The sequence below is a fragment of the Kitasatospora sp. MMS16-BH015 genome, from assembly GCF_002943525.1.
In the GTDB taxonomy this organism is placed as follows: domain Bacteria; phylum Actinomycetota; class Actinomycetes; order Streptomycetales; family Streptomycetaceae; genus Kitasatospora.
The window spans coordinates 7,887,742-7,912,545 of record NZ_CP025394.1 but is presented as its reverse complement, the minus strand read 5'-3'; the positions used below and the strand labels follow the sequence as shown (position 1 = coordinate 7,912,545).

17 protein-coding genes are annotated in these 24,804 nt (G+C 72.2%); 11 read left to right on the top strand and 6 right to left on the bottom strand.

The genetic code is table 11. From position 1 onward, the window contains the following. Positions 1 to 4 precede the first annotated feature (4 nt). The 3 genes from CFP65_RS34005 to CFP65_RS33995 all read left to right on the top strand — a co-directional run bounded on the left by CFP65_RS34005 (position 5) and on the right by CFP65_RS33995 (position 2,084). Positions 5 to 487, top strand: a complete 483-nt coding sequence (locus tag CFP65_RS34005) for a tyrosine protein phosphatase (RefSeq protein ID WP_104821323.1) — start codon at positions 5 to 7, stop codon at positions 485 to 487. Positions 488 to 642: 155 nt separating this feature from the next. After that, positions 643 to 1,320 carry a DUF4232 domain-containing protein gene (locus tag CFP65_RS34000; RefSeq protein ID WP_104819783.1) on the top strand — a complete coding sequence of 226 codons (678 nt, stop codon included), beginning with the start codon at positions 643 to 645 and terminating at the stop codon, positions 1,318 to 1,320. A 143-nt stretch (positions 1,321 to 1,463) separates the two neighbouring features. After that, entirely contained in the window at positions 1,464 to 2,084 is a 621-nt protein-coding gene (locus CFP65_RS33995) for an L-threonylcarbamoyladenylate synthase (protein ID WP_104819782.1), read from the top strand. A 66-nt stretch (positions 2,085 to 2,150) separates the two neighbouring features. On the opposite strand, the gene CFP65_RS41920 is transcribed toward CFP65_RS33995, so the two are convergent. Beyond that, positions 2,151 to 6,320 carry a VCBS repeat-containing protein gene (locus CFP65_RS41920; RefSeq protein ID WP_104819781.1) on the bottom strand — a complete coding sequence of 1,390 codons (4,170 nt, stop codon included), beginning with the start codon at positions 6,318 to 6,320 and terminating at the stop codon, positions 2,151 to 2,153. Positions 6,321 to 6,767: 447 nt separating this feature from the next. Between CFP65_RS41920 and CFP65_RS42260 the strand changes: the two genes are divergently transcribed. The 4 genes from CFP65_RS42260 (at position 6,768) to CFP65_RS33970 (ending at position 16,210) form a co-directional block, all read left to right on the top strand. Continuing rightward, on the top strand, positions 6,768 to 13,127 hold the full coding sequence (locus CFP65_RS42260; RefSeq protein ID WP_104819780.1) for a colicin E3/pyocin S6 family cytotoxin: 6,360 nt from the start codon (positions 6,768 to 6,770) through the stop codon (positions 13,125 to 13,127). A gap of 11 nt (positions 13,128 to 13,138) precedes the next feature. Further along, the gene (locus CFP65_RS33980; protein ID WP_158702497.1) at positions 13,139 to 13,375 is read left to right on the top strand and encodes a hypothetical protein; all 237 of its coding nucleotides are present in this window, start codon (positions 13,139 to 13,141) and stop codon (positions 13,373 to 13,375) included. A 1,095-nt stretch (positions 13,376 to 14,470) separates the two neighbouring features. Then, complete coding sequence (locus tag CFP65_RS33975) at positions 14,471 to 14,896, top strand: hypothetical protein (protein ID WP_104819778.1); 426 nt, start codon at positions 14,471 to 14,473, stop codon at positions 14,894 to 14,896. Between the two features lie 228 nt (positions 14,897 to 15,124). Further along, a complete protein-coding gene (locus tag CFP65_RS33970) occupies positions 15,125 to 16,210 on the top strand; it encodes an IS110 family transposase (RefSeq protein ID WP_104819777.1) in 1,086 nt (361 codons plus the stop codon). Between the two features lie 90 nt (positions 16,211 to 16,300). On the opposite strand, the gene CFP65_RS33965 is transcribed toward CFP65_RS33970, so the two are convergent. Then, positions 16,301 to 16,546 (bottom strand): hypothetical protein, encoded by a 246-nt coding sequence (locus CFP65_RS33965; RefSeq protein ID WP_158702496.1) that lies wholly within the window; start codon positions 16,544 to 16,546, stop codon positions 16,301 to 16,303. A gap of 106 nt (positions 16,547 to 16,652) precedes the next feature. Between CFP65_RS33965 and CFP65_RS33960 the strand changes: the two genes are divergently transcribed. From CFP65_RS33960 to CFP65_RS33950, 3 genes are all read left to right on the top strand, one after another. Further along, positions 16,653 to 17,057 carry a MerR family transcriptional regulator gene (locus CFP65_RS33960; protein ID WP_104819775.1) on the top strand — a complete coding sequence of 135 codons (405 nt, stop codon included), beginning with the start codon at positions 16,653 to 16,655 and terminating at the stop codon, positions 17,055 to 17,057. Between the two features lie 19 nt (positions 17,058 to 17,076). Beyond that, complete coding sequence (trxA, locus tag CFP65_RS33955; RefSeq protein WP_305778267.1) at positions 17,077 to 17,406, top strand: thioredoxin; 330 nt, start codon at positions 17,077 to 17,079, stop codon at positions 17,404 to 17,406. A gap of 118 nt (positions 17,407 to 17,524) precedes the next feature. Next, on the top strand, positions 17,525 to 17,887 hold the full coding sequence (locus CFP65_RS33950) for a hypothetical protein (protein ID WP_158702495.1): 363 nt from the start codon (positions 17,525 to 17,527) through the stop codon (positions 17,885 to 17,887). Between the two features lie 10 nt (positions 17,888 to 17,897). Here the strand turns inward: CFP65_RS33950 and CFP65_RS33945 are convergent, their stop codons facing one another. Beyond that, positions 17,898 to 18,986, bottom strand: coding sequence for an NADH:flavin oxidoreductase/NADH oxidase (locus CFP65_RS33945; RefSeq protein ID WP_104819773.1), 1,089 nt, complete (start codon positions 18,984 to 18,986; stop codon positions 17,898 to 17,900). 147 nt (positions 18,987 to 19,133) lie between these two features. On the opposite strand from CFP65_RS33945, the gene CFP65_RS33940 reads away from it, so the two are divergent. Then, a complete protein-coding gene (locus CFP65_RS33940; RefSeq protein ID WP_174805597.1) occupies positions 19,134 to 19,484 on the top strand; it encodes a helix-turn-helix transcriptional regulator in 351 nt (116 codons plus the stop codon). A gap of 29 nt (positions 19,485 to 19,513) precedes the next feature. On the opposite strand, the gene CFP65_RS33935 is transcribed toward CFP65_RS33940, so the two are convergent. From CFP65_RS33935 to CFP65_RS33925, 3 genes are all read right to left on the bottom strand, one after another. Continuing rightward, positions 19,514 to 19,840 (bottom strand): helix-turn-helix transcriptional regulator, encoded by a 327-nt coding sequence (locus CFP65_RS33935; RefSeq protein WP_104819772.1) that lies wholly within the window; start codon positions 19,838 to 19,840, stop codon positions 19,514 to 19,516. A 3-nt stretch (positions 19,841 to 19,843) separates the two neighbouring features. Continuing rightward, a complete protein-coding gene (locus CFP65_RS33930) occupies positions 19,844 to 20,035 on the bottom strand; it encodes a hypothetical protein (protein ID WP_158702494.1) in 192 nt (63 codons plus the stop codon). A gap of 119 nt (positions 20,036 to 20,154) precedes the next feature. Then, entirely contained in the window at positions 20,155 to 24,708 is a 4,554-nt protein-coding gene (locus CFP65_RS33925; RefSeq protein WP_104821320.1) for a hypothetical protein, read from the bottom strand. Positions 24,709 to 24,804 lie beyond the last annotated feature (96 nt).

The window sequence follows — 24,804 nt, the reverse complement described above, 5'->3', positions numbered from 1 at the left end:
CGCCGTGCGCCCTTCCCTCTTCACCCTCGACCGCCCCGGCCCCGGGCTGGTCAGCACGATGGCCAGGCCACGCGGTGGCGAGTGGCTGGCGGACGAGATGGCGGCGTTGAAGGAGCACGGCGTCGACATCCTGGTCTGTGCGCTGACCGAACCCGAGCGGGTGGAGCTCGAGCTGGTGGCGGAGCCCCGGCTGGCGGCGGCGGCCGGGCTGGAGTTCGTCGCGGTGCCGATTCCCGATCTCGGGGTACCCGAGCGGGCGGTGGTCCTTCCGGTGCTGCGCGGGCTGGCCGAGCGACTGCGCGGCGGGGCGCACGTGGTCACCCACTGCCGGGCCGGCATCGGGCGGTCCTCGCTGCTCGCGGCCACGATCCTCGTCCTGGACGGCACGGACGCCGAGACCGCCTGGCAGCTGATCGGACGGGCCCGCGGGCTCGCCGTGCCGGACACCGCCGAGCAGCGCGCGTGGACGGCCGGACCGCCCGGGTAGGCACGCCGGCTGACTGTCGGTCAAGGCTTTCCGGGTCACGGGTCCGTCCGTACATGTCACAGCACTGTCCGGAAGACGGCCCGGGCGGAACGGCTCCCCGCGGGACGCGGTCCTGCTGGGAGACAGCCCGTTCGCACCGCCCGGAGGAACACACCATGCGCGTCCGCCCGCTCGCCTTCGCCGCCCTGGCCGCCACCGCCGCCCTCTCCCTGACCGCCTGCCAGGACGACGCGAAGAGCGCCCCGCAGGGCGCCCCGGCCGCCTCCACCGGCGCCACTGCCTTCGGCGGTCCGGCGGCGAGCGGCCAGGCATCGAACAACCAGCCGGGCAGCCAGTCGAGCAATCAGTCGGGTAATCAGACGTCGAAGGCGCCGGCCTCGTCCGCCACCGGCAAGCCCGGCACCGGGAAGGCGGCCCAGTGCCGGACGGCGGATCTGACGATCACCGCCGCCGACCGCACCATCACCGGCGACGCCACCCGCACCGTCGTGGTCGAGCTCAAGAACCACAGCGGCAAGGACTGCGCGCTCACCGGGTACGCGGGCGTCGACCTCAAGACCTCCGCCGGGACGCTCTCCGCGCAGCGGGACGGGCAGCCGGCGGTCGCGGCGGTCGTGCCGAGCGGCAAGTCGACGTACTTCGGCATCAGCTACCCGGCCAACACCTCGGGCGGTTCCGGGGTGCGGATCACCGGCCTGGTGGTGACGCCGCCGGACGAGACCCACCCCGTCACCCTGCCCTGGCCGGGCGCGGGTTCGCTGCCCGTCACGGAGGGCGGCGGCTCCGCGGTGAAGATCGGGCCGCTGGGCAGCGCCGGCCAGGGCGGCGAGTGACCCGGGCCGATCCGGCCGCTGGACGAGCGGCGGCCCGAAGAGTCCCCCCGGCCACGCCACGCCGGTGCTGACGGCCGTCCGAGCGACGGCGGCCCGTCGCGGCCTCGTCCTCCGCCCGGCCCGGATCCCGTATGGTCGGGCGAATGGCAACGTACTTCGACGTGCACCCGCAGTCCCCGCAGCCGCGCACCATCAGCACCGTGGCCGCCAGCCTCCGCGCCGGGGCCCTCATCGCGTACCCGACCGACTCCTGCTTCGCGCTGGGCTGCCGGCTGGACTACCACGACGGGCTCGAGCGGATCCGGTCGATCCGGCGGCTGGACGAGCGGCACCACTTCACCCTGATGTGCGAGGACTTCGCCCAGCTCGGGCAGCTCGTCCAGATCGACAACAACGTCTTCCGGGCCATCAAGGCCGCGACGCCGGGCAGCTACACCTTCATCCTGCCCGCCACCAAGGAGGTGCCGCGCCGGCTGCTGCACCCCAAGAAGAAGACGGTGGGCGTCCGGATCCCCGACCACGCCGTGACCCGGGCACTGCTCGCCGAGCTCGGTGAGCCGCTGGTCTCCAGCACCCTGCTGCTCCCCGGCGAGGAGGAGCCGATGACCCAGGGCTGGGAGATCAAGGAGCGGCTCGACCACGTGCTGGACGCCGTGGTGGATTCGGGCGACTGCGGCACGGAGCCGACCACCGTGGTCGACTTCTCCAACGGCGAGCCGGAGATCGTCCGGTACGGGGCCGGCGACCCCGCGCGTTTCGAGTGAGCACGATCGGGCCGCCGCAGGGCGATGCCTGCGGCGGCCTGGCCGTCGGGGCCGAGGCCCGGCGTCCTACTGCGGTGCGAGGCCCAGCAGGCGGGTGGTGTTCAGCCAGGCGCTGCCCGCCGGGGCGGTCGGGTAGCCCGCGAGGGCGGAGTGCTTCACCGCGGTGGCGGTCTGGTTGAAGGCGGTCCAGGTGCCGTCGATGTTGCGGGCCTGCCAGTACTGGCTGCCGCCCGCGACGGAGACGAACTGGGCGCTGCCGTCGGCGTTCCCGGTGGCCGCCACGGCGGTCACGTTGGCGTTGCCGAGACGGTTGAACCCGCTCCAGGTGAGGTCGGCGGCGTAGCGGACCTGGTGGTACTCGACCCCGCCGACCACGGACATGAACTGGACGTCGCCGTTGGGGGTGGCGGCTGCGGCGACGGCGGTGACGCCGCTGTTGCCAAGCAGGTTGAAGCCGCTCCACGTGGCGTTGGCGTAACGGATCTGGTGGTACTCGACGCCGTTGACCACGGCCATGAACTGCGCGCTGCCGTCCTTGAGACCGGCTGCGGCGACGGCGGTCACCTTGGCGGCGATGCCGGGCGGGGTGTCGAACCTGGTCCAGCCGCCTGCAGCGGTCCAGGTCTGGTGGTGGAGCTGGCCGTTGCCGGTGGAGACGATCTGGAGGCGGCCGGTGCCGTCGGCCGTGGCGGCGACGGCGGTGGTGTCGGTGTAGCGGGTGCCGGAGGTACTGGTGGTGTCGATCAGCTCGACGCCGGACCAGCTGCCGTCCGCGTAGTGCCACTGGATGAACTCGCGGCCGTTGGAGACGGTGACGTATGCGGTGTCGCCGTTCGGCAGGCCGGCGGCGGTGACGGCGCTCGTCTGGGCGATCGCGGCGGCCTGGGTGGGGCTGCCGGGCGCGCCGGCGGTGCCGGCCGGGCGCTTGTACTCGGTGGCGGTGCCGGCGGGGGTGCCGTCGGCGGGGTAGGTGGAGCCCCAGGAGCCGTTGCCGACGAGAGCCGGGGCGGTGCCGATGCCGGTGGGGGTGCCGGGGGTGAGGAGCAGGCAGCCGGTGGGGCAGTCGGCCTTCTTCGCGCCGGTGGCGTCCTGGTAGGCGACGCTCGCGTCGGTCGCGGTGGTCGACCAGATGTCCGGGCTCTCCTGGCCGACGGTGGGGGTGAAGGTGCGGGTGCCGTCGGCGGCCTTGTCGACCTTGCCGTGGACGTTGCCGGGGCTGGTGAGTGCCGGCCTGCTCAGGCGGTCCCAGCCGCCGGCGGCGTAGACGGTGGGGGCGCCGAGCTGGTACTGGCCGCGCTCGGGGTTGCTGCCGGGGTAGAGGTAGAGCTTGCCGAACTCGGGGTCAGCGGGGTTGGTGGTGGTGTTGCGGGCGAGCAGGTCGGCAGCGCCGTCGCCGTCGAGGTCACCGGGGGCGAGCAGGTCGTAGCGGGCGAAGCCGGAGGCGGCGACGGTCACCGGGATGAGCTTGCCGTTACTGGTGGCGAGCGGCCCGGCGGTGGTGCCGCTGAACAGGACGAGGCTGTCGCCGTCCTTGACCAGCAGGTCGCTGCCGGGGACGCGGTCGATGTTGCCGGTGGCGAGGATCTGGGTGGTGGCGGACCAGTCGCCGGTGGGGTGCTTGAGCTCGGTGCGCTTGTCGTACTGCGGGTTGCCCAGGCCGTCGTTGGGGTAGACGTAGAGCTTGCTGCCGAGCTTGACGACGTAGTCCTCGTAGCCGTCCTTGGTCTGCCCGGTGACGTTGGAGGCGAAGTCGCCGCGGTGGGCGATCAGGGCGCCGCGCCAGCCGGAGGTGCTGACCACCCGGGCGGCGGCGACGTTGCCGGTGCCGTCGCCTGCGTAGAAGCGCAGCTGTCCGTCGGGGCCGTCGGCGACGAAGTCGGCGTAACCGTCGCCGTCGAGGTCACCGGGGAGGTCGCCGTTGCTGCCGCCGTCGGGCAGGCCGACGAAGCCGCTGGAGGTGGTCTTGATCTCGGTGCTGTTGGTGGCGGGTGACGCTGCGCCGTCGTAGGCGGAGAGGTTGCCGGCCTTGTCGTAGGCCTGGACGTGCAGCTGGTTGGTGGGCCAGAGAGTCGGGGTGAGCTTGATCGTGGCGGTGCCGTCGGCGGCGGCCGGGGCCCAGGTGCCGCCCGCGCACTTGGTGTTGCCGGTGGGCAGCGGCTTGTTGAGGGAGTAGCAGAAGCCGTCCAGGCCGAAGGCGTCGGTGGCGGCCAGCTTGAGGGTGCGCTCGGTGCGGGCCGGCTGGTCGCCGGAGTCGGCGGCGGTCACGGTCGGCTTGGCCGGGGGCGTGCGGTCCACGGTGAAGCCGCAGCTCGGGCTCAGCGGCGAGGTGGTGATCCCGTCCTGCGCCTGGACGGCCCAGCGGTAGCTCTTGCCGTCGCTGAGCTGACCGGCCTTCACGGTGCCCTGGGCCCAGGTGCCGGAGGCGACGACGGGGTCGAAGGCCTGGACGGCGGCTCCGCCGTGCTGCCAGATGCCGAAGTGGGCGGTGAGGTTGCCGCCGTCGGGGTCGGAGACCCGGGCGGTGAGCGTCACGTCGTTGTTGCCGACCACCGGCCAGGTGGCCGGGTCGGTGCTGCAGGCGATCGCCTTGGCGCTGGTGGAGCCCGGGGACCAGGGGCCCTGGTAGGCGCCGTACTCGTTCAGCACCGGCGGGTGGTTGTAGGTGACCTCCAGGTGGGGGTCGTTGTTGAACTTCTTCCAAGACTGGTCGTTGCCCTCGAAGTCGGCGCGGGAGCGCAGCCCCAGGGTGATGTCGTTCCAGTTGCCGTCGGCGGCGCGCTGGACGAGCTGCTTGAGTGCGTCGGAGTTGAAGTCCTCGCCCGCCGCACCGCAGTCGGTGCGGCCGTGGGCGAAGGACTTCTCCTGGAGGGTCTGGGCCCAGGCCGGCTGGTTGTTCCAGGTGCTGTTCGGGTCGATGGCGTTGGTGTAGCCGAGCTCGACCGGGGTCGCGGTGCAGGACCAGGTGTAGTTGTTGAAGACGTTGAAGGTGGCCGAGACCACCTGGGCGCCGCCCAGGCCGCGGGTGTCCATTTGGAAGAAGGAGCGGGCGGTGCCGTAGGTCGCGTAGTTCGGGTCGTCCTCGTAGCCGAGGCGGGGCAGCTTGTCGGTGAAGTGGTCGCCGTTCCAGTACGAGGTGTTGGCGGCGCCCGCGTTGTTGCGCTGCTTGTACGCCATCGTCCAGTTGACCCGGCCGCCGCCCGAGAAGGCCGGGTCGATGACCACCGGGAAGACGGTGTCAGGGCTGGTCAGCAGCTTCTGGTCCGGCGTCAGCCGCAGCTCGCCGCCGATGACCTCGACCGGCATCTTCACGGCCTCGGCAGGCGCCTCGGGGGAGGCGTGGTCGGCGCTGTCGGGGCTTGAGGACGGTGCCGGGGCGGACGGCGTGGCGGCCGCAGGTGCGGGGGCAGCGCGGAGCGCGCGCGACTGTGCGGCGGCGGCCGGGGAGGCGGCGGGTGCGGCCGGGGCAGCGGCGGGCGCACCCGCCTGGAGGTGGCTGGAGTCCCACATGGTGGGGGCCGGGGCGCGGAAGACCGGGGTTCCGGAGGCATCGGTGGCCGCGAGGGTGCCGGAAGCGTCGGCTGCGACGGACACGCCGGTGGTCTTCAGACCGTAGCTGAGGGTGGCAAGGCGCGGATCGGCCGCCGCCTCGCGGGTCTTGACGATCAGATGGTGGGCGAAGCCGTCGGTCTCGGCCAGCACCTTCAGGTCCACCCCGGGCAGCACCTCACGGTAGAGCGCGCTCGCCCCGTCCAACTCCGGCGCAGGCAACGCCACCGGGAAACTCAACGACACGGACTTCCCGTCCTGGGTCATCGTCGCCAGCGGACCGCTGCCACCGCCCGAGAAGCTCATCGGGAAGGTCGCCGCCACCGGCGCGACCCGCCCGCCCTCGGCCCGCAGGGTCGCGTCGGGGGTCTTCCACTGCCCGCCCACCTTGGCGTGCACCGGGCGGACGTGCTGACGCCAGGTGAACGTCCCGTCCGGATTGGCCAGCACCTCGGTGTGCTCGTCCCGCCGCTCCAGCACCTCCACCGGCTTGCCCGACCGCCGGGCCTCGGCCTGGGCTTCGTCATCAGCAGAGGTCTGCGGTGCGGCGGGGGCGGCAGGGGTGACCGCCGACGCAGCGGGGGCCAAGGCGCCCGTGGTGAGCAGTGCCAGGCTGAGGGCCGCGCCCAGTGTGGTGGCTGCCTGGCGGCGACGGCGGCCGTGGGGGCCGGCCGGGGGACGGGGGTTCATGGGGGTGCGTTGCCTTTCGGTCGCCGCGGGGTACCTCCCCATGCTGGGCGATCCGATGATGTGGTGGCCTTGCCGCACAAGGCTGATATGTATGCATACCGTTATCGGCACACCTGGACCGTCGCGGTCGATCTCCACTATGGGACGAATGCCCGTTTTGCCCCCTCCGCTCGGCGGGGGCGCACGCCCGCCGTTCGGGCATCCGACACCCGGGCGATCGTCACTCGATGGTTATTTACCTCCATCCAACAGTTTCTTCACTTTGTCTTTACCTTTCTCCCTTGTTAGCTTCCGGTCGCCGCGAGGTCAGCCACCTCGCGGGAACCGTTCAGCTCACAGGAGTCAGGTATGGCCCGCTTGCGTCGGACATCACGTCAACCGATAGGCACCGGTGCCCCACCACCCGCCTCCCGTACCTGGCGCCGAGTCGGCACGACCACTGCCACCGTGGCTGCGGCCGCCGTCCTGGTCACGCTCGTCCAGCCGCCGCCGGAGTCCTTCGCGGCTGGCAAGGCCCTGCCCGGGTTCAAGCTCCCCGCCGTCCAGAAGACCGCCTCCGTCGCCGGCACGGCCGTGCCGGCGCACGGTGCCGGCAGCTCCCAGACCGACAGCCGCCACTGGGCGCCGGCACCGAAGACCGCCTGGCCCGCGCCGGCCACCGCCGAGATCGACCTGTCCGCCGCGGCCCGCCCCGACGGCCCGGGCAAGCCCGCGGCCCCGGTCAAGGCGCCGAACCTTCCCGTCGCCGTGGCACCCGCCACCGCCTCCGACCCGAAGGCCGCCCCGGCCAAGGTCGCCGTCCAGGTCGCCGACCACGACGCGGCCACCCGGCTCGGCCTCGACGGAGTCGTCCTCGGCGTCAACCGCACCGACGGCATCAGCACCCCCGGCAAGGCCACCGTCCAGGTCGACTACAGCGGTTTCAAGAACGCCCACGGCGCCGACTGGGCCTCCCGGCTGACCCTCGTCCAGCTGCCGGCCTGCGCCCTGACGGAGCCGCAGAAGGCCGAGTGCCGCACCGTCACCGAGCTCAAGGCGGTCAACGACCCCAAGGCCGGCACCGTCAGCGCCGAGGTGACCACCGCCCCGGCGACGCAGACAGCACCGGCAGCGGCCGCGTCCCGCTCCCTCGCCGTGGCAGCGCCGGCGGCCGCCGGGACCACCGTCCTCGCCGCCACCGCCGCGCCCTCCGGCGGCTCGGGTGACTACAGCGCCACCCCGCTCGCCCCCTCCGGCTCCTGGTCCGCCGGCGGCAGCAGCGGCGCCTTCACCTGGTCGTACCCGATGGACGTCCCCTCCGTCCCCGGCGGCCAGCATCCCAACCTGGGTCTCAGCTACTCCTCCGCCGCCATCGACGGCCGCACCGCCTCGACCAACAACCAGTCCTCCTGGGTCGGCGACGGCTGGACGATGGAACTGGGCGCCGTGGAGCGCCGCTACACCAGTTGCAAGGAGGACACCGGCAACGGCAGCAACAGCCCCGCCAAGACCGGTGACCTGTGCTGGAAGTCCGACAACGCCACCGTCACGCTGAACGGCAAGTCCACCGAGCTCGTCAAGGACGACGCCACCGGCACCTGGAAGCTCGGCGACGACGACGGCTCCCGGGTCGAGCACCTCAACGGCTCCGCCTCGGACACCGCCAACGGCGACGGCGACAACGAGTACTGGAAGATCACCACCACCGACGGCACCCAGTACTTCTTCGGCAAGAACCGCCTGCCAGGCTGGAGCAGCGGCAAGCCCGAGACCAACTCCGCCTTCACCGTCCCGGTCTTCGGCAACAACCCCGGCGAGCCCGGCAACAGCGCGGCGTTCAAGGACTCCGCCGCCGTCCAAGCCTGGCGCTGGAACCTCGACTACGTGGTCGACCCGCACAACAACGCCATGGCGCTGTACTACGCGCGGGAGACCGGCGCGTACGCCAAGAACGCCGCCGGCGCCACCAGCACCCCCAAGGCCGACGCCGCCTACACCCGGGCCGGCTACCTCGACCACATCGAGTACGGACACCGGGCCGGCCAGGTCTACGCGGCAAACCCGGCCGCCAAGGTGAACTTCTCCGTCTCCGACCGCTGCCTGGCCACCGACTGCTCCTTCACCAAGGCGAACGCCGCCAACTGGCCCGACGTCCCCGTCGACCAATCCTGCGACCTCGGCGCCGACTGCCTGGTCGCCGGCCCGACCTTCTGGTCCAAGAAGCGCCTGACCGGCATCACCACCCAGGTCCAGAGCGGCGGCTCCTACAAGGACGTCGACGCCTGGGCCCTGACCCAGCAGTACCCCGGGGTCGGCGACGCCGGCGGCCCGGCCCTCTGGCTGGACTCGATCACCCGCACCGGCAAGTCCGGCGCGACCCCCGTCACCCTCCCCAAGGTCGACTTCGGCGGCACCCTGATGCCCAACCGGGTCGACACCAACGAGGGTCGGCCTCCGCTCAACAAGTACCGGATCACCCGGATCAGCTCGGAGAGCGGCTCCGACACCCTCGTCGACTACAGCCCCACCGAGTGCACCGCCGGCGCCGCCCCCAAGCCGGACGCAAACACCGGCCGCTGCTTCCCCACGTGGTGGACCCCGGTCGGCAGCCCTGACCCGGTCCTCGACTGGTTCCACAAGTACGTCATCACCAAGGTCACCAAGAACGACACCGTCGCCGGGTCCACCGGCAAGGTCACCGAGTACGAGTACCTCGGCGGCGCCGCTTGGCGCCGCGACGACTCCGAGTTCACCCTCGACAAGTACCGCACCTGGAACGTCTACCGCGGCTACGGCACCGTCCGCACCCGCACCGGCACCACGAACAAGACCCTCGACGAGACCGTCTACTTCCGCGGCATGGACGGCGACAAGCTCGCCGACGGCACCACCCGCTCCGTCTCCGTCCAAGGCGTCACCGACGAGGACGCCCTCGCCGGCACCGTGCGCGAGAGCGCGACCTACGACGGCGACGGCGGCAAGAAAGTCTCCTCCACCACCGCCGGCTCCTGGGTGAAGACCACCGCGAGTCGGGCGATCAGCGGCCTGCCCGCCCAGACCGCCACCTACGTGCGCCCCGCCACCGAGACGGCCAAGACCCTCCAGGACGACGGCAGCTGGCGCACCACCACCTCCACCACCGGCTACGACCCGGTCTACGGACTGCCCGTCACCCACAACCAGGACGGGGACACCGCCGTCACCGGCGACGAGATGTGCGTCCGCACCACCTACGTCGCCCCGGACACCGCCAACTGGCTGATCGCCTACCCGTCCTCCGTCCGGACCGCCTCCGCCGTCTGCTCCACCGAGGCGAACGCGGCCAACACCACCAGCGAGGACCGCACCTACTACGACCAGCAGGGGCTCGGCATCGCCCCGAAGGCCGGCCAGGCCTTCACGACCAAGAGCGAGGACCTCGACCGCTTCGACGGCACCACCCCCGTCTACGTCACCGACGCCACCGCCACCTACGACGCCTACGGCCGAACCCTCACCTCCACCGACGTCAACAACCGCTCCACCACCACGGAATACACCCCAGCCGCAGGCACCGTCGCCACCACGGTCAAGGAGACCGACCCCAAGGGGTTCGTCACCACCACCACGATCGACCCCCTGCGTGGCCAACCGCTCAGCATCGTCGACGAGAACAACCGCACCACCTTCACCGACTACGACGCCCTCGGCCGCCTCACCTCGGTCTGGACCCCCGGACGCGCCAAGACCGCCTCCGCCAACACCACCTACAGCTACGACATCAGCCGCACCAAGCCACCGACCGTCACCACCAAGACGCTGCTGGAGAACGGCAAGTACCGCACCAGCACCGCCATCTCCGACGGCCTGCTGCGCAGCCGCCAGACCCAGAGCGACGCCGCCGACGGCTCCGGCCGCCTGGTGGCCGACACCTTCTACGACTCCCACGGCTACACCGTGAAGTCCAACGCGGCCTACTGGAACGACCAGCCCGTCTCCACCGCCCTCCTGGCGGTCGCCGACAACCAGATCCCCTCCCAGCAGGTCACCGAGTACGACGGCCAGGGCCGGCCCACCGCCCAGATCGTCAACTCCCTGAACATCGAGAAGTGGCGCACCACCACCGCCTACGGCGGCGACTGGACCTCCGTCACCCCGCCCACCGGCGGCACCGCCACCCTCAAGCGCACCGACGCCTGGGGCCGCACCACCGAGCTGCGCCAGTACAAGAACGGCTCCCCCCTGCCCGGTGCCGGCGCCGACACCTACGAGTCCGTCACCTACGCCTACAACCCCACCGGTCGACTGGCCAAGGTCACCGACCAGGCGGGCAACACCTGGACGTACGGCTACGACCTGAGCGGCAACCAGACCACCACTTCCGACCCGGACAAGGGCACCGCCAGCGCCACCTACAACACCGACGGGACGGTGGCCACCACCACCGACTCCCGTGGGCGCACCCTGGCCAGCACCTACGACGAGCTCGGCCGCCGCACCTCGCTGCGCGACGGCTCCACCACCGGCACCAAGCTCGCCGAGTGGACCTACGACACCGTGGCCGGCGGCAAGAACATGCCCGCGAGCATGACCCGCTGGGACAACGGCAACGCCTACACCACCGCCGTCACCGGCTACGACGGCGCGGGACGCACCACCGGCACCACCGTCACCGTCCCCGCTGCCGAAGGCGCTCTCGCCGGCACGTACGCCTTCAAGCAGGCCTACTCGGCCAACACCGGCCGCACCAACTCCACCAGCTACCCGGCCGGCGGCGGCCTACCCGCCGAGACCGTCTACCAGGGCTACACCGAGACCGGTCTTGAGACCTCCGTCGACAACGGCAACACCGTCTACTCCCTGGGCACCAGCTACTCCCCCTACGGCGAGACGCTGCAGACCGTGCTCGGCGACATCGGCAAGCGCACCGTCCAGACGTTCACCTACGAGAACGCCACCGGGCGCCTGGCCACCGTCACCAACGACCGCGAGGCCGCCGGCCCGCAGACCCTCGACGCCAAGACCTACACCTACGACCCGGCGGGCAACATCACCCGCATCCACGACGACCGCGACGACAAGAAGACCACCGACACCCAGTGCTTCAGCTATGACTTCGCCCGCCGGGTGACCGAGGCCTGGACCGCCGGCGACGAATGCGCCCAGCAGCCCGGCCCCGGCACCAAGCCCAGGCTCGGCGGCCCCGCCCCCTACTGGGAGTCCTACAGCTACGACGCCGTGGGTAACCGCACCGGCCAGGTCAAGCACGATCCCTCGCTCGCCCCGGCCAAGGACGTCACCCGCACCTCCGCCTACCCGGCGCCCAAGAGCCCCCACCCGCACGCCGTCACCGGCATCACCACCACCGGGCCCGGCGCCCGCAGCGACTCCTTCGAGTACGACAGCGACGGCAACACCACCCGCCGGGTGACCGCGGCCGGCGATCAGGCCCTGGAGTGGGACGCCGAAGGCCACCTGGCCAAGTCCACCACCGCCGGCCGCGTCTCCACTTACCTCTACGACGCCGACGGCGAGCGGCTCATCGTCCGTGACAGCGACGCCGTCACCCTCTACCTCGACGGCCAGGAGCTGAAGCTCACCAAGGCCACCGGCAAGGTGACCGGCACCCGTTACATCCCGGCCGGGGACGCCACCGTCGTCAAGAGCTCCGACGGGACGACCAGCTACCTGCTGGCCGACCACCAGGGCACCGACCAGACCTCGGTCAACGCCACCACCCTCGCCTACACCCGCCGTGACACCTCTCCCTTCGGCGAGCAGCGCGGCACCGCCCCCACCGCCTGGCCCGGCACCAGGGGCTTCGTCGGCGGGACCAACGACACCACCAGCCTGACCCACCTCGGAGCCCGCGAGTACGACCCGGCGAACGGCCGGTTCATCTCCGCCGACCCGGTGATGGACCTGACCGACCCGCAGCAGATCAACGGCTACGCCTACGCCAACAACAGCCCTGTCACGGCGAGCGACCCTGACGGCCTCTGGCCCAAGTGGCTCACCTCCGCCGCCAAGGCCGTCGTCAACAAGGGCGCGGCGGTGAAGAACGCCGTCGTCAACACCGGCAAGGCCGTGGCCCACACCGTCGTCCAGGTGGTCACCCACCCGGTCCAGACCGCCAAGAAGATCATCAAGGCAACGCCCCTGGCGCCCGTGGCCAAGGCCGTGTCGCACCTCTACCACAGCCCCACCGTCCGAAAGGCCGTGGCCAAGGCCGTCCACACGGTCGCCAAGGCCGTCTCCAGTTACGTTGCCGTCCAGGCCAAGCAGGTCCGGGTCGCCAAGGCGGCTGCCGTCGCCATCGTGCGGCACGCGCCGGAGATCGCCGTCCACACGGCGACCATGGCAGTCGGTGCCCTCGGCATCGTCGCGGGTGCCGTCGGTGACGCGGGCGGTGTCGTCATGTCCGCCACCGGCGTCGGCGCCGGCGTGGGCGTCCCGGCGGTGGCGGTCAGCACCGGCGCCGTCGTCGCCGGCGGCGCGGCGGCGTGGAAGGGCGCAGAAGGCCTCGGCCACGACCTCGGCAAGGTATTCTCCGAAGCCAAGGAATCGTATTCCATCGGCACTCGGGTGATGCCTCCCAATGGAAACAGGGGTGACCTTCCCGGATTCCCTGATGCCAAGCCTTCGAAAGCCGTCACAGGGGTCCAAGGTGGCGGCGGTCGGCGGCCGCGTTGGATTGACAAGGACGGAAAGATCCTTGAATGGGACTATCAGCACGGCAAGGTGGAAAAGTACAGCAAGAACGGGAAGGAACACCTCGGAGAATTCGACCCGTTCACCGGAAAGCAGACCAAGCCCGGAATGGGCAGAGACCGATCTGTAAACAAGTAGTGGAGTCAGCCGTGGCTTATTCGAGATATTTGCATGTCTTCAAAAAGGGTGAGAGTGACTGGCTCGAGTCGATCCCCGTGGTCGAGACGTCAGATGAGGAGATCGGTGCCCTATTTGGCGTCCCTCCCGAGGATGCGTGCTACGTCTATGACGTACTTCTTGATCACAGGGAGTTCTTTGTCTCGCGGGTCACGCGGGAGCTCGATTTTGACCGCTTCGAGTATCAGCTGATCACATACGAGGGGTGACCTCAGATGACCTCTTCGGGATCCTTGATCGACAGGGCCTCGGAGAGGTCATCGCGGTCCAAGTCGAAGGGCGAAACGATTGACATCACGGAGGCCAAGGGCCACGAATACAAGATCCACATCAAGCAGTCCGCACCATGATCAGGCCGAAGAGTCTTGAACACATGGGGATGCACTCCGAGGCGGTAGTCCGCGAAATCCTCATCGAGGGCCTTGAAGGCTGGGTCGCGCCTCAGCGTGCGATCTGGAAGTCTCGCGAAGCTGCCAATGCCCCAGAATCAGATCTCATGCAAATCTCCCTCGCGGCGATGGAGACGATGCCCCGAAGGGGCCTTGACGCGTCAAAAGCGAGTTCGTAAAGCTCAGAATCGACCCGCAAGGAGCTGGTTTCTGGATCGCAACTACTGCCAAGGGCAACGATCTAGGTCGATTGTTCGATACCTCCAGCTAGCGAGCAGCAAGAAGCTCAGCCTCCTTTCTGACGTCCCTCCCGAGGGCAGAGGAGTTCTACCTCCTGAATATCACGATGGATTGTGATGTTCATCGACCCGGGCGCCCGCTGCTCTCCCTCTGAGGGTTGACCTCTGATGGCTGCCTCTGGACCTCCTATGAGGACGGGACCAGAGGCAGCCACAGGCAGAACTTGTCTGCCTTCCCAGGCGAGTCGGAGCTCGGCGCCACGGAACTGGAGGCGGGGGCGGGGGCGGCCAGGGCGACCGCAGGGGCGAGTACCCAGGGGGCCAGCGCTTCGAGGGCAGCACGGGCGATGCCGTCCACTGCTCCTTCCTCGCCAAGGTGACCAAGGACGGCAAGGGCCAGTCGGCCTGGGGGCAGCGAACCGAACATCCTCGGACTGATCCCGAGTAGCCCCGAAGGGCCCCCGGACACTCCATAGCTTCGGGGGATCGTTGCAGCACTCCGGATCCAGGGGCTGGATCTCCGAGCTCCGGAAAACCTGACGGCACCACAGGGCCCTCGTCCGTGAGCAGGAGGAACACCTGCGGCTCACGGACCAGGGCCCGAGCAGCCCGGAACGGCGGCGCGGCGAGCACCCCTCACGACCATGACCGACATCCTCGAACGAGAACCGAGCGAATGACCTTCCGTCAAGCGATCGCCGTCCTGGCCCTCGCCCTGCCCCTGGCCGCCTGCTCCGACCTGCTGGCCGAGCCCTACCAGGCGTCGACCCAGGAGCTGCGGGGCACCTGGTCCACCGGCAAGGGGGGCGTCACCCTCACCCTGACCGACCAGGGCACCTACACCGCCACGGGCGCGGCCCGGGACGCCGGCGGTGACGCCGACTGCCTGCCCGGGCTCGACACCGGCAGGTGGTACGTCGGCAACGGGGTGACCGACACCACCGGCGACGTGGTGACCTTCGAGGGCAGCACCGGCGACCATTTCCGCTGCTCCTTCATGGCCAAGGTGACCAAGGACAACAAGGGCCCGCAGTTCTGCCTGGTCTCCGACCTGGACGAGACCTGCTCCGGCCGCTCCACCCTCCGCCGCAAGGACGGCTGACAGTGATGATGTTCGTGGTGGCGCTGCTGGTGGGTCTGACCCCTCGGCTGACTGACGTTCCGACTGTCCTGTTTGGGATTTGTCGGCTCATCGGTGGTGTCACCACGCACGCGGCCGGACGGGTGTTTGTGACTTCATAGAAGCCTGGCCAGAGGCCCCGTCACTGTCTTGTCCACCCGCCCGACCGGCGCGTGCCGCCCTCGGCTCGGACAAGCGGCAAGGACGGACATGACCAGCATGACGCATGAGGACCCGGAGATCACCGGGGGAGTCGACACGCACGGGCTCACCCATCACGCGGCGGTGATCGACCGGCTGGGCCGGCATCTCGCCGACCGGGAGTTTCCGGCCACCGTCCACGGCTACCGGGACCTGCTGGAATGGATGCGCTCGCACGGCACCCTGGGCGCGGTGGGGGTGGAGGGAACCGGTGCCTACGGTGCCGAACTCGCCCGGGTGCTGACAGCCGCCGGGGTCGCGGTCCTCGACGTCGACCGGCCCGATCGCAAGGTGCGGCGGCTGAGGGGCAAGTCCGACCCGGTCGACGCCTACGCCGCCGCCACCGCGGTGGCTTCCGGCCGGGCCACCGGCGTTCCCAAGAGCCGCGACGGTGCGGTCGAGGCCGTCCGGGTGCTGAGGGTCACCCGCCGCAGCGCGGTCAAGGCCCGAACCCAGGCGACGAACCAGATCCGCGGCTTGCTGGTCTCCGCCCCGGCCGCGCTGCGCGAGCAGGTCGCGGGGCTGAACAGGACCGCGCTGATACGCACGCTCACCCGGCTGCGGCCCGGCGCCGACCTGCCGACGCCGATGGCCGCCACCAAGGCCGCTCTGCGGCGCCTGGCCCGCCGCCACCAGGTCCTCGACGAGGAGATCGCCGAGCTCGACGCCGTGATCGGCTCGCTGGTCCGCCATGCCGCACCTGAGCTGCTCGCCCTGTTCGGAGTCGGCCCCGAGACCACCGGCCAGCTCCTCGCCTCGGCCGGCGACAACCCCGAGCGGATGCGCTCCGAGGGTGCGTTCGCGCACCTGGCCGGGGTCGCGCCGATCCCCGCCTCCTCCGGCCGCACTCACCGCCACCGGCTCAACCGGGGCGGCGACCGGGCTGCCAACAACGCCCTGCACACCATCGTGCTGGTCCGCATGCGCTACGACGAACGCACCCGCGCCTACGTCGCCCGCCGCACCAAGGAAGGGCTGTCGAAGAAGGACATCACACGCTGCCTCAAACGCTTCGTCGCCCGCGAGGTCTACCGCGCCCTGACCCACACACCGGTAGGACACATCACAAAAATCGACCTCGCTCCAGCGGCTTGACGTCTATAAGAGCATCCCACCCGAGGACGAGTGCCCCCGACCGCCGCTCGGGGGCACCGCCATGAGGAGGGACGCCCGGCCCGTGCCGGGTCAGTCGCCCCCGGCCTGGTCGCGCAGGGCTCGGTTCAGCCGTCGGCGAGCGTGGGGGTCGGTGCGGGCCAGTTCGGTCAGCTCGTCGAACCGCTGGGCGAGGACGAGCAGGTCCAGGTGCCAGAGGTGGTTGTGGTGGCGGTGATGGTCGGCGGAGAAACATTCGGCGTACGGGCTCACCAGGGTGATCGCCAAGTCCCAGTCACCGGAGGCCTCTGCTGCGCTTGCCTGTTCGAACCAGTTCACCGCACGAGTATCGCCCGGCAGCACCGGGCCCCGGGCGCTGGCCTTGACGTCGGGGGCAAGGTCTACCGTCGGGGGGACGGCGAGCGGCGAGGACTGGGGCAGGGCGATGCGGATCGGGGAGTTGGCCGAGCGGGCCGGGACGACCACGCGGGCGTTGCGGTACTACGAGGCGCGGGGGCTGCTGCGGGCGCGGCGGGCCGGGAACGGGTACCGGGCGTACGGGGAGGAGGATCTGCACCTCGTGCGGCAGATCCGGCTGCTCCAGGACTTCGGCTTCGAGCTGGAGGACACCCGGCCGTTCGTGGAATGCCTGCAGGCCGGGCACCCGGCCGGGGATTCCTGCGCGGCCTCGCTGGAGGTCTACCGCCGCAAGCTGGCCGAGCTGGACGCCGGGCTGGCCCGGCTCGGGGCGGCCCGCGAGCAGCTCGCGGCCCAGCTGGCCCGGGCCGAGTTGCTGGCCGCCGGCGAGGGCGAGCCGCGCTGCGAGCTGTCACCCCGTCGACCCCTGTGAACGAGGAGAAGTGAACCGGATGACCTCGAACGAACTGGCCGCCGTGACCGACGAGACCTTCGCCGCCGAGGTGCTCGGCTCCGAGCTGCCCGTGCTGGTGGACTTCACCGCCGCCTGGTGCCCGCCCTGCCGGATGATCGCCCCGGTGCTGGCCCAGGTGGCGGCCGAGGAGGCCGACCGGATCAAGGTGGTGAGCCTGGACGTGGACACCAACCCGCAGACCCAGGCCGCGTACGGCGTGCTCTCGATGCCGACACTGATGGTCTTCCGGGCCGGTGAACCGGTGAAGTCGATGGTCGGGGCCCGGGCCAAGGCCAAGCTGCTGCGCGAACTCGCCGAGGTGCTCTGACGAAGTCCCTGACACCCCGTCGGGTGAGTTGGCTCGAACGGGGGCATGAGCGGGCCCCGGTGGGGCACTCTGCTGGGCGGGGGTGCGCGGTGCGTCCCCGGGAGGCGGGGGGTCGGGTGTGAAGGGGGAACGGCGCCGGCGGCGGATGGCCGAGGAGGTGCGGCGGGCGGCGGTGCGGGCCTATCTGTTCTTCTCCTGCACCGTGGTGGCGCTGCTGGTGGCCTCGATGGCCTCGCTGGCGCACAGCACGCTGCTGATGCCGGCGCTGCTGACCACGGCCCTGGGCGTGTTCGGCACGGCCTGGGGGTTGATCGACATCGTGATCGCGCGTCAGATCGCGGCGCAGCGGCGACGCGGGCCCAACTCCGCCTCCCCGCTGGCGGGGGCCAAGCCGCAGAAGGCCGAGTGGGCGGGCCGGCAGGAACGCACGGTGCGACCGGCCCTCACCCCCGTGGAGGACCGGTCGCACCGCTGGACCTGAGAGCCGGCTCCTACCGGCCAACCACCCAGCCGTACTGCTCGGGCCAGCTGGAGCTGGCCCCGAGCTCGCGGGCGGCCCGGTGCGGCCAGTACGGGTCGCGCAGCAGCTCACGCCCGAGCAGGACCACGTCGGCCTGGCCCTCGGTGAGCACGGCCTCGGCCTGGGCGGGCTCGGTGATCAGGCCGACCGCCCCGGAGGGCAGCCCGCCCTCGCTGCGGACCCGGGCGGCGAACGGCACCTGGAAGCCCGGAGCGGCCGGGATCCGGGCATGCGGGACGAGGCCGCCGGTGGAGGTGTCGACCAGGTCGACGCCGGCCGCGGCGAGCTCCTTGGCCAGGCGGACGGTGTCCTCGGCCGTCCAGCTCGGCTCGTCCTCCACCCAGTCGGTGGCGGAGGTGCGGTAGAGCAGCGGCAGCTCCGCGGGCCAGACCTCGCGGACGGCGGCGACCACCTCCAGCGCGAAGCGGGCCCGGTTCTCGAAGGAGCCGCCGTACTCGTCGGTGCGGTGGTTGGCCAGCGGGGAGAGGAAAGAGTGGATCAGGTAGCCGTGGGCGCCGTGCAGTTCGACCGCCTGGAAGCCGGCGGCGAGCGCCCGCTCGGCGGCGGCCGCGAACGACCGGACCACGTCCTTGATCTCCGCCACCGTCAGCTCGTGCGGCACCTGGGAGCCCTCGCTGAAGGCCAGCGCCGAGGGCCCGACCGGCTGCCAGGCGCCCTGCTCGGCGGTGAGCGGGCGGCCGCCGGCCGACGGGCGGTCGGTGGCGGCCTTGCGGCCGGCGTGCGCGAGCTGGATCGCGGGCACCACGCCGTGCGAGCGCAGCAGCGCGGCGACCCGGGCCAGCTGCTCCTGCTGCCGGTCGTTCCACAGGCCGAGGTCGTACGGGGAGATCCGGCCCTCGGGCCGGACGGCGGTGGCCTCGACGATCAGCAGGCCGGCGCCGCCGGCGGCGCGGGAGCCGAGGTGGGCGAGGTGGAAGTCGGTGGCGGCTCCCGTCTCGGGGCCTTCGGAGGCGGCCGAGTACATGCACATCGGAGCCATCCAGATCCGGTTGGGCACGGTCAGCGACCGGAGGGTGATCGGCTCGAACAGGGCACTCACGACGGGCTCCTTCACGGCAGGACGTGACGACCCTTGTACGATAACGGGCGTACTACGAGATCTGTCAAACTACGAAGCCCATCGAACTACGACGAGCGTCGAACTACGGCGAACATCGAACTACGACTCCTCTCGTACCATGGAGGGGTGACCGATACCGCGAACACCGAGCCGCCGCCCGGCGACTGTCTGCCGGAGCCGGCCGCCGGCGAGCTGCGCCTGGCGGCGGTGCTGCACGCCCTGGCCGACCCGATCCGCCTCCGGATCGTCACCGAACTGGCGGGCGGGCCGCACGAGTTGGCCTGCCAGGCGTTCGCACTGCCGGTGACCAAGTCGACCAGCACCCACCACTTCCGGGTGCTGCGCGAGGCCGGGGTGATCCGCCAACACCGGCGCGGCACCTCGCGGATGAGCACCCTGCGCGAGGCGGAGCTGGAGCAGCGCTTCCCGGGCCTGCTCACCAGTATCCTCAACGCGGCCCGGACGGACCAGAACTGACGGAGCCTCAGCGACCGCGCAGCTGAGCGTCAGCGACCGCGCAGCTGGCTGAGCAGCTCGCCCTGATCGGCGATCATGTCGGTGAGGATCCGGCGGGCGGCGCGCAGCAGCTCGGCCACGTCCGGGGTGGAGAGCGCGTAGACCACCGTGTTGCCCTCACGGGTGGCGGTGACCAGCTGGGTGCGGCGCAGCACGGCGAGCTGCTGGGAGAGGCTGGAGGCCTCGATGTCGATCTCGGCCAGCAGCTCGCGGACCGGGCGCGGGCCGTCCTGGAGCAGTTCGAGGACGCGGATCCGGGCCGGATGGCCGAGGGTGCGGAAGAACTCCGCCTTGGCCTGGTAGAGCGGCACCGGCATGCTTCAGTCCTCTTCCTCTTCCTCGGGCGTGTGCGGCAGGTCGATCCCGTGCCGCGCCGCGATGTGCAGCAGGCCGATGATGCGGCCCCGGTAGGCGTCGACCCCGTCGAGGTCACCCGCCGCGCGGGCGTCCGCCTGGGCCCGGCGCGCCTCGGCCAGCTGCTCCAACAACTCCTGCTCGAAGACGTCCGTCACGGCTGCCTCCGTCGTGAACCTCGTGCCGGCTGCCATCCTGGCCGCCGCCCGGCGCGGGCGGCTCCGGCTACAGGATCTATGAATGTGAAGAGTTCTTCAACTCCCCTCGTTCGCCCAGGTCACTCCACCGGTGCCTCGGCCGGCCGCTTGAACATCCGGGTGGCGGTGATCTCGCCGTGGATCACCGGGCCGTCCGGGTCCTGCGGGGCGGGCAGGCCCGGCCGCAGGTGCTCCTCGACCGAGATGTACTTCAGCCCGGCCCGCAGGTCGGCGTCGTTGCGCAGCCGGATCACCAGCGGGAACTCGGCCAGCGCCGTGGTGTCGAACAGGCCGGTGGTGTAGATCAGTTGGACGCCGAGCGCGTCCGCCACCGCCCGCTGGAGCTCCAGCAGGTAGGTCGCGTTGGCCCGGCCGATCGGGTTGTCCAGGAAGAGCGTGCCCGCGTGCCGCAGCTGCGACTGACCGCGGTCGTTGGCCCGCAGCGCGGCCATCGTGCAGTAGAGCGCGATGGCCGCGGTGAGCAGCTGGCCGCCGGAGAACACGTCCGACATCTGGCCCACGCTGACCCGCTCGGCGCGCAGCACCGCGTCCGGCTTGAGGATCTCCACGCTGACGCCCTTGGGCCCGATCGCCGCGGCGACCCCGCGCAGCAGCAGCGACATGCCGTCCCGGCGCAGGTCGCTGTTCTTGCGCACGGCGGCGCTGGTGGCCTCGTCGATCACCTCGCCGAGGCGCTCGACCAGCAGCGCGTGGTCCGGGTCCTCGAAGCGGATCCGCAGGAACTCCTGGCCGGACCACTCCCCCAGGCCCTCGGGCAGCCGGGAGAGCCGCTGGGCGGCGCGCAGGGTGGCCAGCGAGCTCTCCACCAGGCCGCGCAGGCGGTCCACGATCGAGCCGCGGTTGCGCTCCAGCTGGGCCAGCTCGTCGGTGAGCACCCGCAGCCGGGGCGCGAAGGCAGCGGCCCAGGCGGCGGCGTGGTCGGGCAGGGCGGCGGCGGGCAGCTCGCGGATCTGCTGGCGGGCGGGGGTGCGGACGGCCTCGTACCGGGCCGCGTTGGCGTGCCGGATCAGGCCGTCGGAGGCGTCCCGGACGGCCAGTTCGGCGGCGGTCAGCTCGGTGGCGGCCCCGCGCAGGGTGCGGCGGCTCTCGGCGGCGGCCGACCTGGCCTCGGCGAGCGAGCCGAGGTACGCCTCGACGGCCTGCTCGGGCTCCTCCGGGGCGTGGTCGCGCAGGCCGTCGCGCAGCTGGGCGGCCGACTCGTCGAAGTCGGCGGCGGCGCTCTGCGCGGCGTCCAGGGTGCGCTGGAGGTCGGCCAGCTCCAGGCGGGCCGACTCCAGGCGCTCGCGGCGCTCGGCCAGCAGGGAGGTGGCGGTGCGCAGCAGGGCCTGGGCGTGCTCGGGGTCGGTCGGGACGAGCTCCTCGGGCAGCTCGGTGTGCGACTCGCCGCTCGCGGGGGCCGAGCGTTCGGCCTCGCCGCGCAGTCGGCCGAGCTGCTCGCTGGCGGTGGCCGAGCGGGTCTCGATGGTGGCGACCAGGTCCTCGGCGCGCCCGGCGGCGGCCTGGCGGGCCGGGCCGTCGGCGCCGTCGGGGCTGGCCAGCAGCTCCTCGGCCCGGGTGCGCACCTTGTTGGTGAGCCGGTCCAGCTCGGTGGCGGCGGCCGCCTCGTCGCCCTCGGCCCGGGCCTGCTCGGCCCGCAGGTCGGCGCCGACGCCGACCTTCTCGTACAGCTGGGAGGCGGCCCGGTACGCCTCGCGCAGGGCGGGCAGCGAGGCCGAGGCCGTCTCCTCGGAGTCGGGCAGCTCGGTGACGGAGAGCTCGGCGCGCTCGGCCCGCAGGGTGCGGGCGGTGCGGCGGGCGTCGTCGGCGGCGCGCTGGGCGGCGCGGCGGTCCTCGTCGCAGGTGCGGGCCCGCTCGGCGCAGACGCTCTGGCGGCGGTCGCACTCGGCCGCGTCCTCGGCCAGCTCGCGCTGCCGGCGGGTCCAGTTGGCCCGCTCGCGCAGCCGGAAGGCCAGGCCGGCCAGTGCGTCGGCCCGGCGGCGGGTGCGCTGGGCGGCCTCCCGGCGCTCCTCGTGGGCGGCGGCGGCAGCGGCGTGGTCGGTCTCGGCCTCGGCGTGCTCGGCGCGCAGCGTGGTGAGCTCGGCGGCGGCGGTCTCGGCCTGGGCGGCGGCGGCCAGGGCCGCCTCGGTGAGCTCGGCCAGGGTGCCGGGCGGGCACTGCTCCTGCCAGGAGGCCAGGCGGGCGGTCAGCGCGCGGTCGGCGCCGAGCCGGGCGGCCAGCTCGCGGATGTGCTCCTCGCGGGCGGTGGCCCGGGCGCGCAGCTCGCGGCGCTCGTCGTCGGCGGCGTGCTCGTCGTGCATGGCCGGGTTCGGCGGCACCAGGAAGAAGGGCGGCTCGTCGGCGATCGGGGCGATCAGCGCGGCGGCGGTGCCCACGGCCACGGTGGAGCGCGGCAGCAGAGCGGCTGCCTGCAGCGTCTCGCGGGCCCGCTCCAGCGAGGCGGGGTCGGTGACCACCACGCCGTCCACCAGCTCGGGGCGGGCGGCCAGGATCGCCTCGTGGTCGGCCGGGTCCACCGACTGGGCGAGGTAGCGCCAGCCGGGCAGGGCGGGGATGCCGTGCTCGCCGAGGTACTCGACGGTGGCCAGCACGTCCGGGCCGGGCGGCAGCAGGCCGCCGTCGCCGAGGGCGGCCAGGATCCGGGAGTCGTCGGCCGCGGCGGTGCGCAGGTCGAACAGGGTGCGCTCGGCGGTGGCCACCGCGGTGTCCAGCTGCTCGCGCAGGTCCTCCGCCGTGCTGTCGAGGATCGCGGGGGTGAGCTCGCCCTCCTCGGTGCCCTCGCGGTAGGGGGTGAGGCCCAGCAGCTCGGCCAGCCGCGGCTCGGCGGCCAGCTGGGCGGCCGTGCGCTGCTCGGCGGCCAGCGCGCGGTGGGCGTCCTTGTACGCGTCGCTGGCCCGGGCGGCGGCCAGCTCGGCGCGGGCCTCGGCGGCGCCGGTCTCGCGCAGGCGGGCGGCGGCGGCCTCGGCGGCGGCCCGGGCCTGCTCCAGGGCGGCGGTGGCCTCGCTCTCGGCGTCGGAGGCGTGCAGGGCGGCCCGGGCGGGATCGGGCTCCTCCGTGCTGCCGTCGATCCAGCCGGCCTCGACGGCCGCCTGGGTCTCCTGCTCGACCTCGGCCAGGCGCTGGCGCAGGTGCTCGGCCTCGCTGCGGGCCTTCTGGGCGGCGGTCGCGGCGGCGGTGGCCTCGGCGTGGGCGCCGGTGCCGTCCTGCTGCAGCTCCTCGGCGCGCAGCTCCTCCTGGTCGGCCCGGGTCTCGGCGGCCAGCGCGGCCGTCTCCAGGGCGCGGGCCAGCGCGCCGGCGGCGCGCGAGCGGGCGGCGAGCGCGGGGGCGGCGTCCAGCTCGGCCTCCCGGATCGCCTCGGCGACCCGGGTCACCCGGTCGGCGGCGGCGCGGTGGCGCAGCACGGCCTCGGCGGCCTGCCAGGCGGAGTGCAGGGTGCGGGCCTCGGTGAGCTCGCGGCGCAGCCCGGCGGCCTCGGCGGTGGCGGCGGCCAGGCCCAGGGTGGCGTGCCGGTGGGTCAGCTCGGCGGTGATCAGCGAGTGCCGGGTGCGGTCGGCCTCGGCGGCCGTCACCGCGCTCGCGGCGGCGGCCACCTCGATCGCCAGGTCCTGGGCCCGCTCGCGCTCGGCCCCGGCCCGGACGGTCAGCGCCTGGGCCAGCCGACGGGTGCGGCGCTCGGCGGTGCGGTGGGTCTCGCGGACGGATTCGCGGACGGTGGTGGATTCGACGATCCGCTGCAGCAGGTCGAGCGAGCCGGCGGTGAAGTCGCGCTCGGCGGTCAGCTCGGCCCGGCGGCCGAGCTTGGCGGCGAAGCCGTGCACCAGGTCGGCCAGGCCGTCGGTGTCGCGGGTGTCGGTGACGGCGCGCAGCAGCAGGTCGGTGAAGTCGGCGTCGTGCTTGACGGCGAACAGGCCGGCCGCCTCGCCCTCGTCGGCGTTCATCTCGCGCTGGTAGCGGAACAGCTCCGGGTCCAGGCCCAGCTCGCCGAGGTGCTCCGTCCAGCGGTCGTGGCCGTCCTCGAAGACCAGGTCCAGGTACGGGTAGGCCTTGCCGGCCTCGGTCAGGGCGTCGCGGAAGCCCTTCATGGTGCGGCGCCGGCCCCGGGCCTTCTGGTCGGCCAGGCTGACCCGCTCGGCCACCGGCAGCGCGTCCAGGGTCAGGCCGGGGCCGGGGCGGAAGGAGTACCAGGTCTCGGCGAACTTGCGCGGGTCGGAGGAGACCTGGCGCCCGCGCCACTCGCTGACCTTGCCGACCACGATCAGCTCGCCGGTGACGGTGTGCTGCCACTCCAGCGCCACGTGCCCGCAGTCGTCGGCCAGCAGGAACTTGCGCAGCACGCCGGAGCTGGCCCCGCCGAGGGTGTTGCGGTGGCCCGGCAGCATCACCGAGAAGATCAGCTTGAGCAGGACGGACTTGCCGCCGCCGTTCTCCAGGAAGAGCACCCCGGCCGGCGCCGGCCGCCGGGCCGGGCCCTCGGGCTCCTCGCCGAACAGCCCGGGCTGCTGCGGCGCCGGATCGGCCACCGGCTCGCCGACCCCGCGCAGGTCGAGCACCGTGTCGGCGTAGCGGGCGCCCGCAGGTCCGATGGAGTACAGGCGGACCCGGTTGAGCTCGTACACCTTGCGCACTCTTCCTGTTCTCGATCGACCGGCGGGAGCGCCTGGCCTCAGCAGAGGATATCGAGTGATCGCGACATTCCGGCCCGCCCGCCCGCC

Coding starts and splice junctions, on each gene's coding strand:
- CFP65_RS33935 (WP_104819772.1), bottom strand. CDS start 19,840: ATGCCGGTGCCGCTCTACCAGGCCAAGGCGGAGTTCTTCCGCACCCTC.
- CFP65_RS33960 (WP_104819775.1), top strand. CDS start 16,653: ATGCGGATCGGGGAGTTGGCCGAGCGGGCCGGGACGACCACGCGGGCG.
- trxA (WP_305778267.1), top strand. CDS start 17,077: ATGACCTCGAACGAACTGGCCGCCGTGACCGACGAGACCTTCGCCGCC.
- CFP65_RS33995 (WP_104819782.1), top strand. CDS start 1,464: ATGGCAACGTACTTCGACGTGCACCCGCAGTCCCCGCAGCCGCGCACC.
- CFP65_RS34000 (WP_104819783.1), top strand. CDS start 643: ATGCGCGTCCGCCCGCTCGCCTTCGCCGCCCTGGCCGCCACCGCCGCC.
- CFP65_RS33975 (WP_104819778.1), top strand. CDS start 14,471: ATGACCTTCCGTCAAGCGATCGCCGTCCTGGCCCTCGCCCTGCCCCTG.
- CFP65_RS41920 (WP_104819781.1), bottom strand. CDS start 6,320: ATGAACCCCCGTCCCCCGGCCGGCCCCCACGGCCGCCGTCGCCGCCAG.
- CFP65_RS33970 (WP_104819777.1), top strand. CDS start 15,125: ATGACCAGCATGACGCATGAGGACCCGGAGATCACCGGGGGAGTCGAC.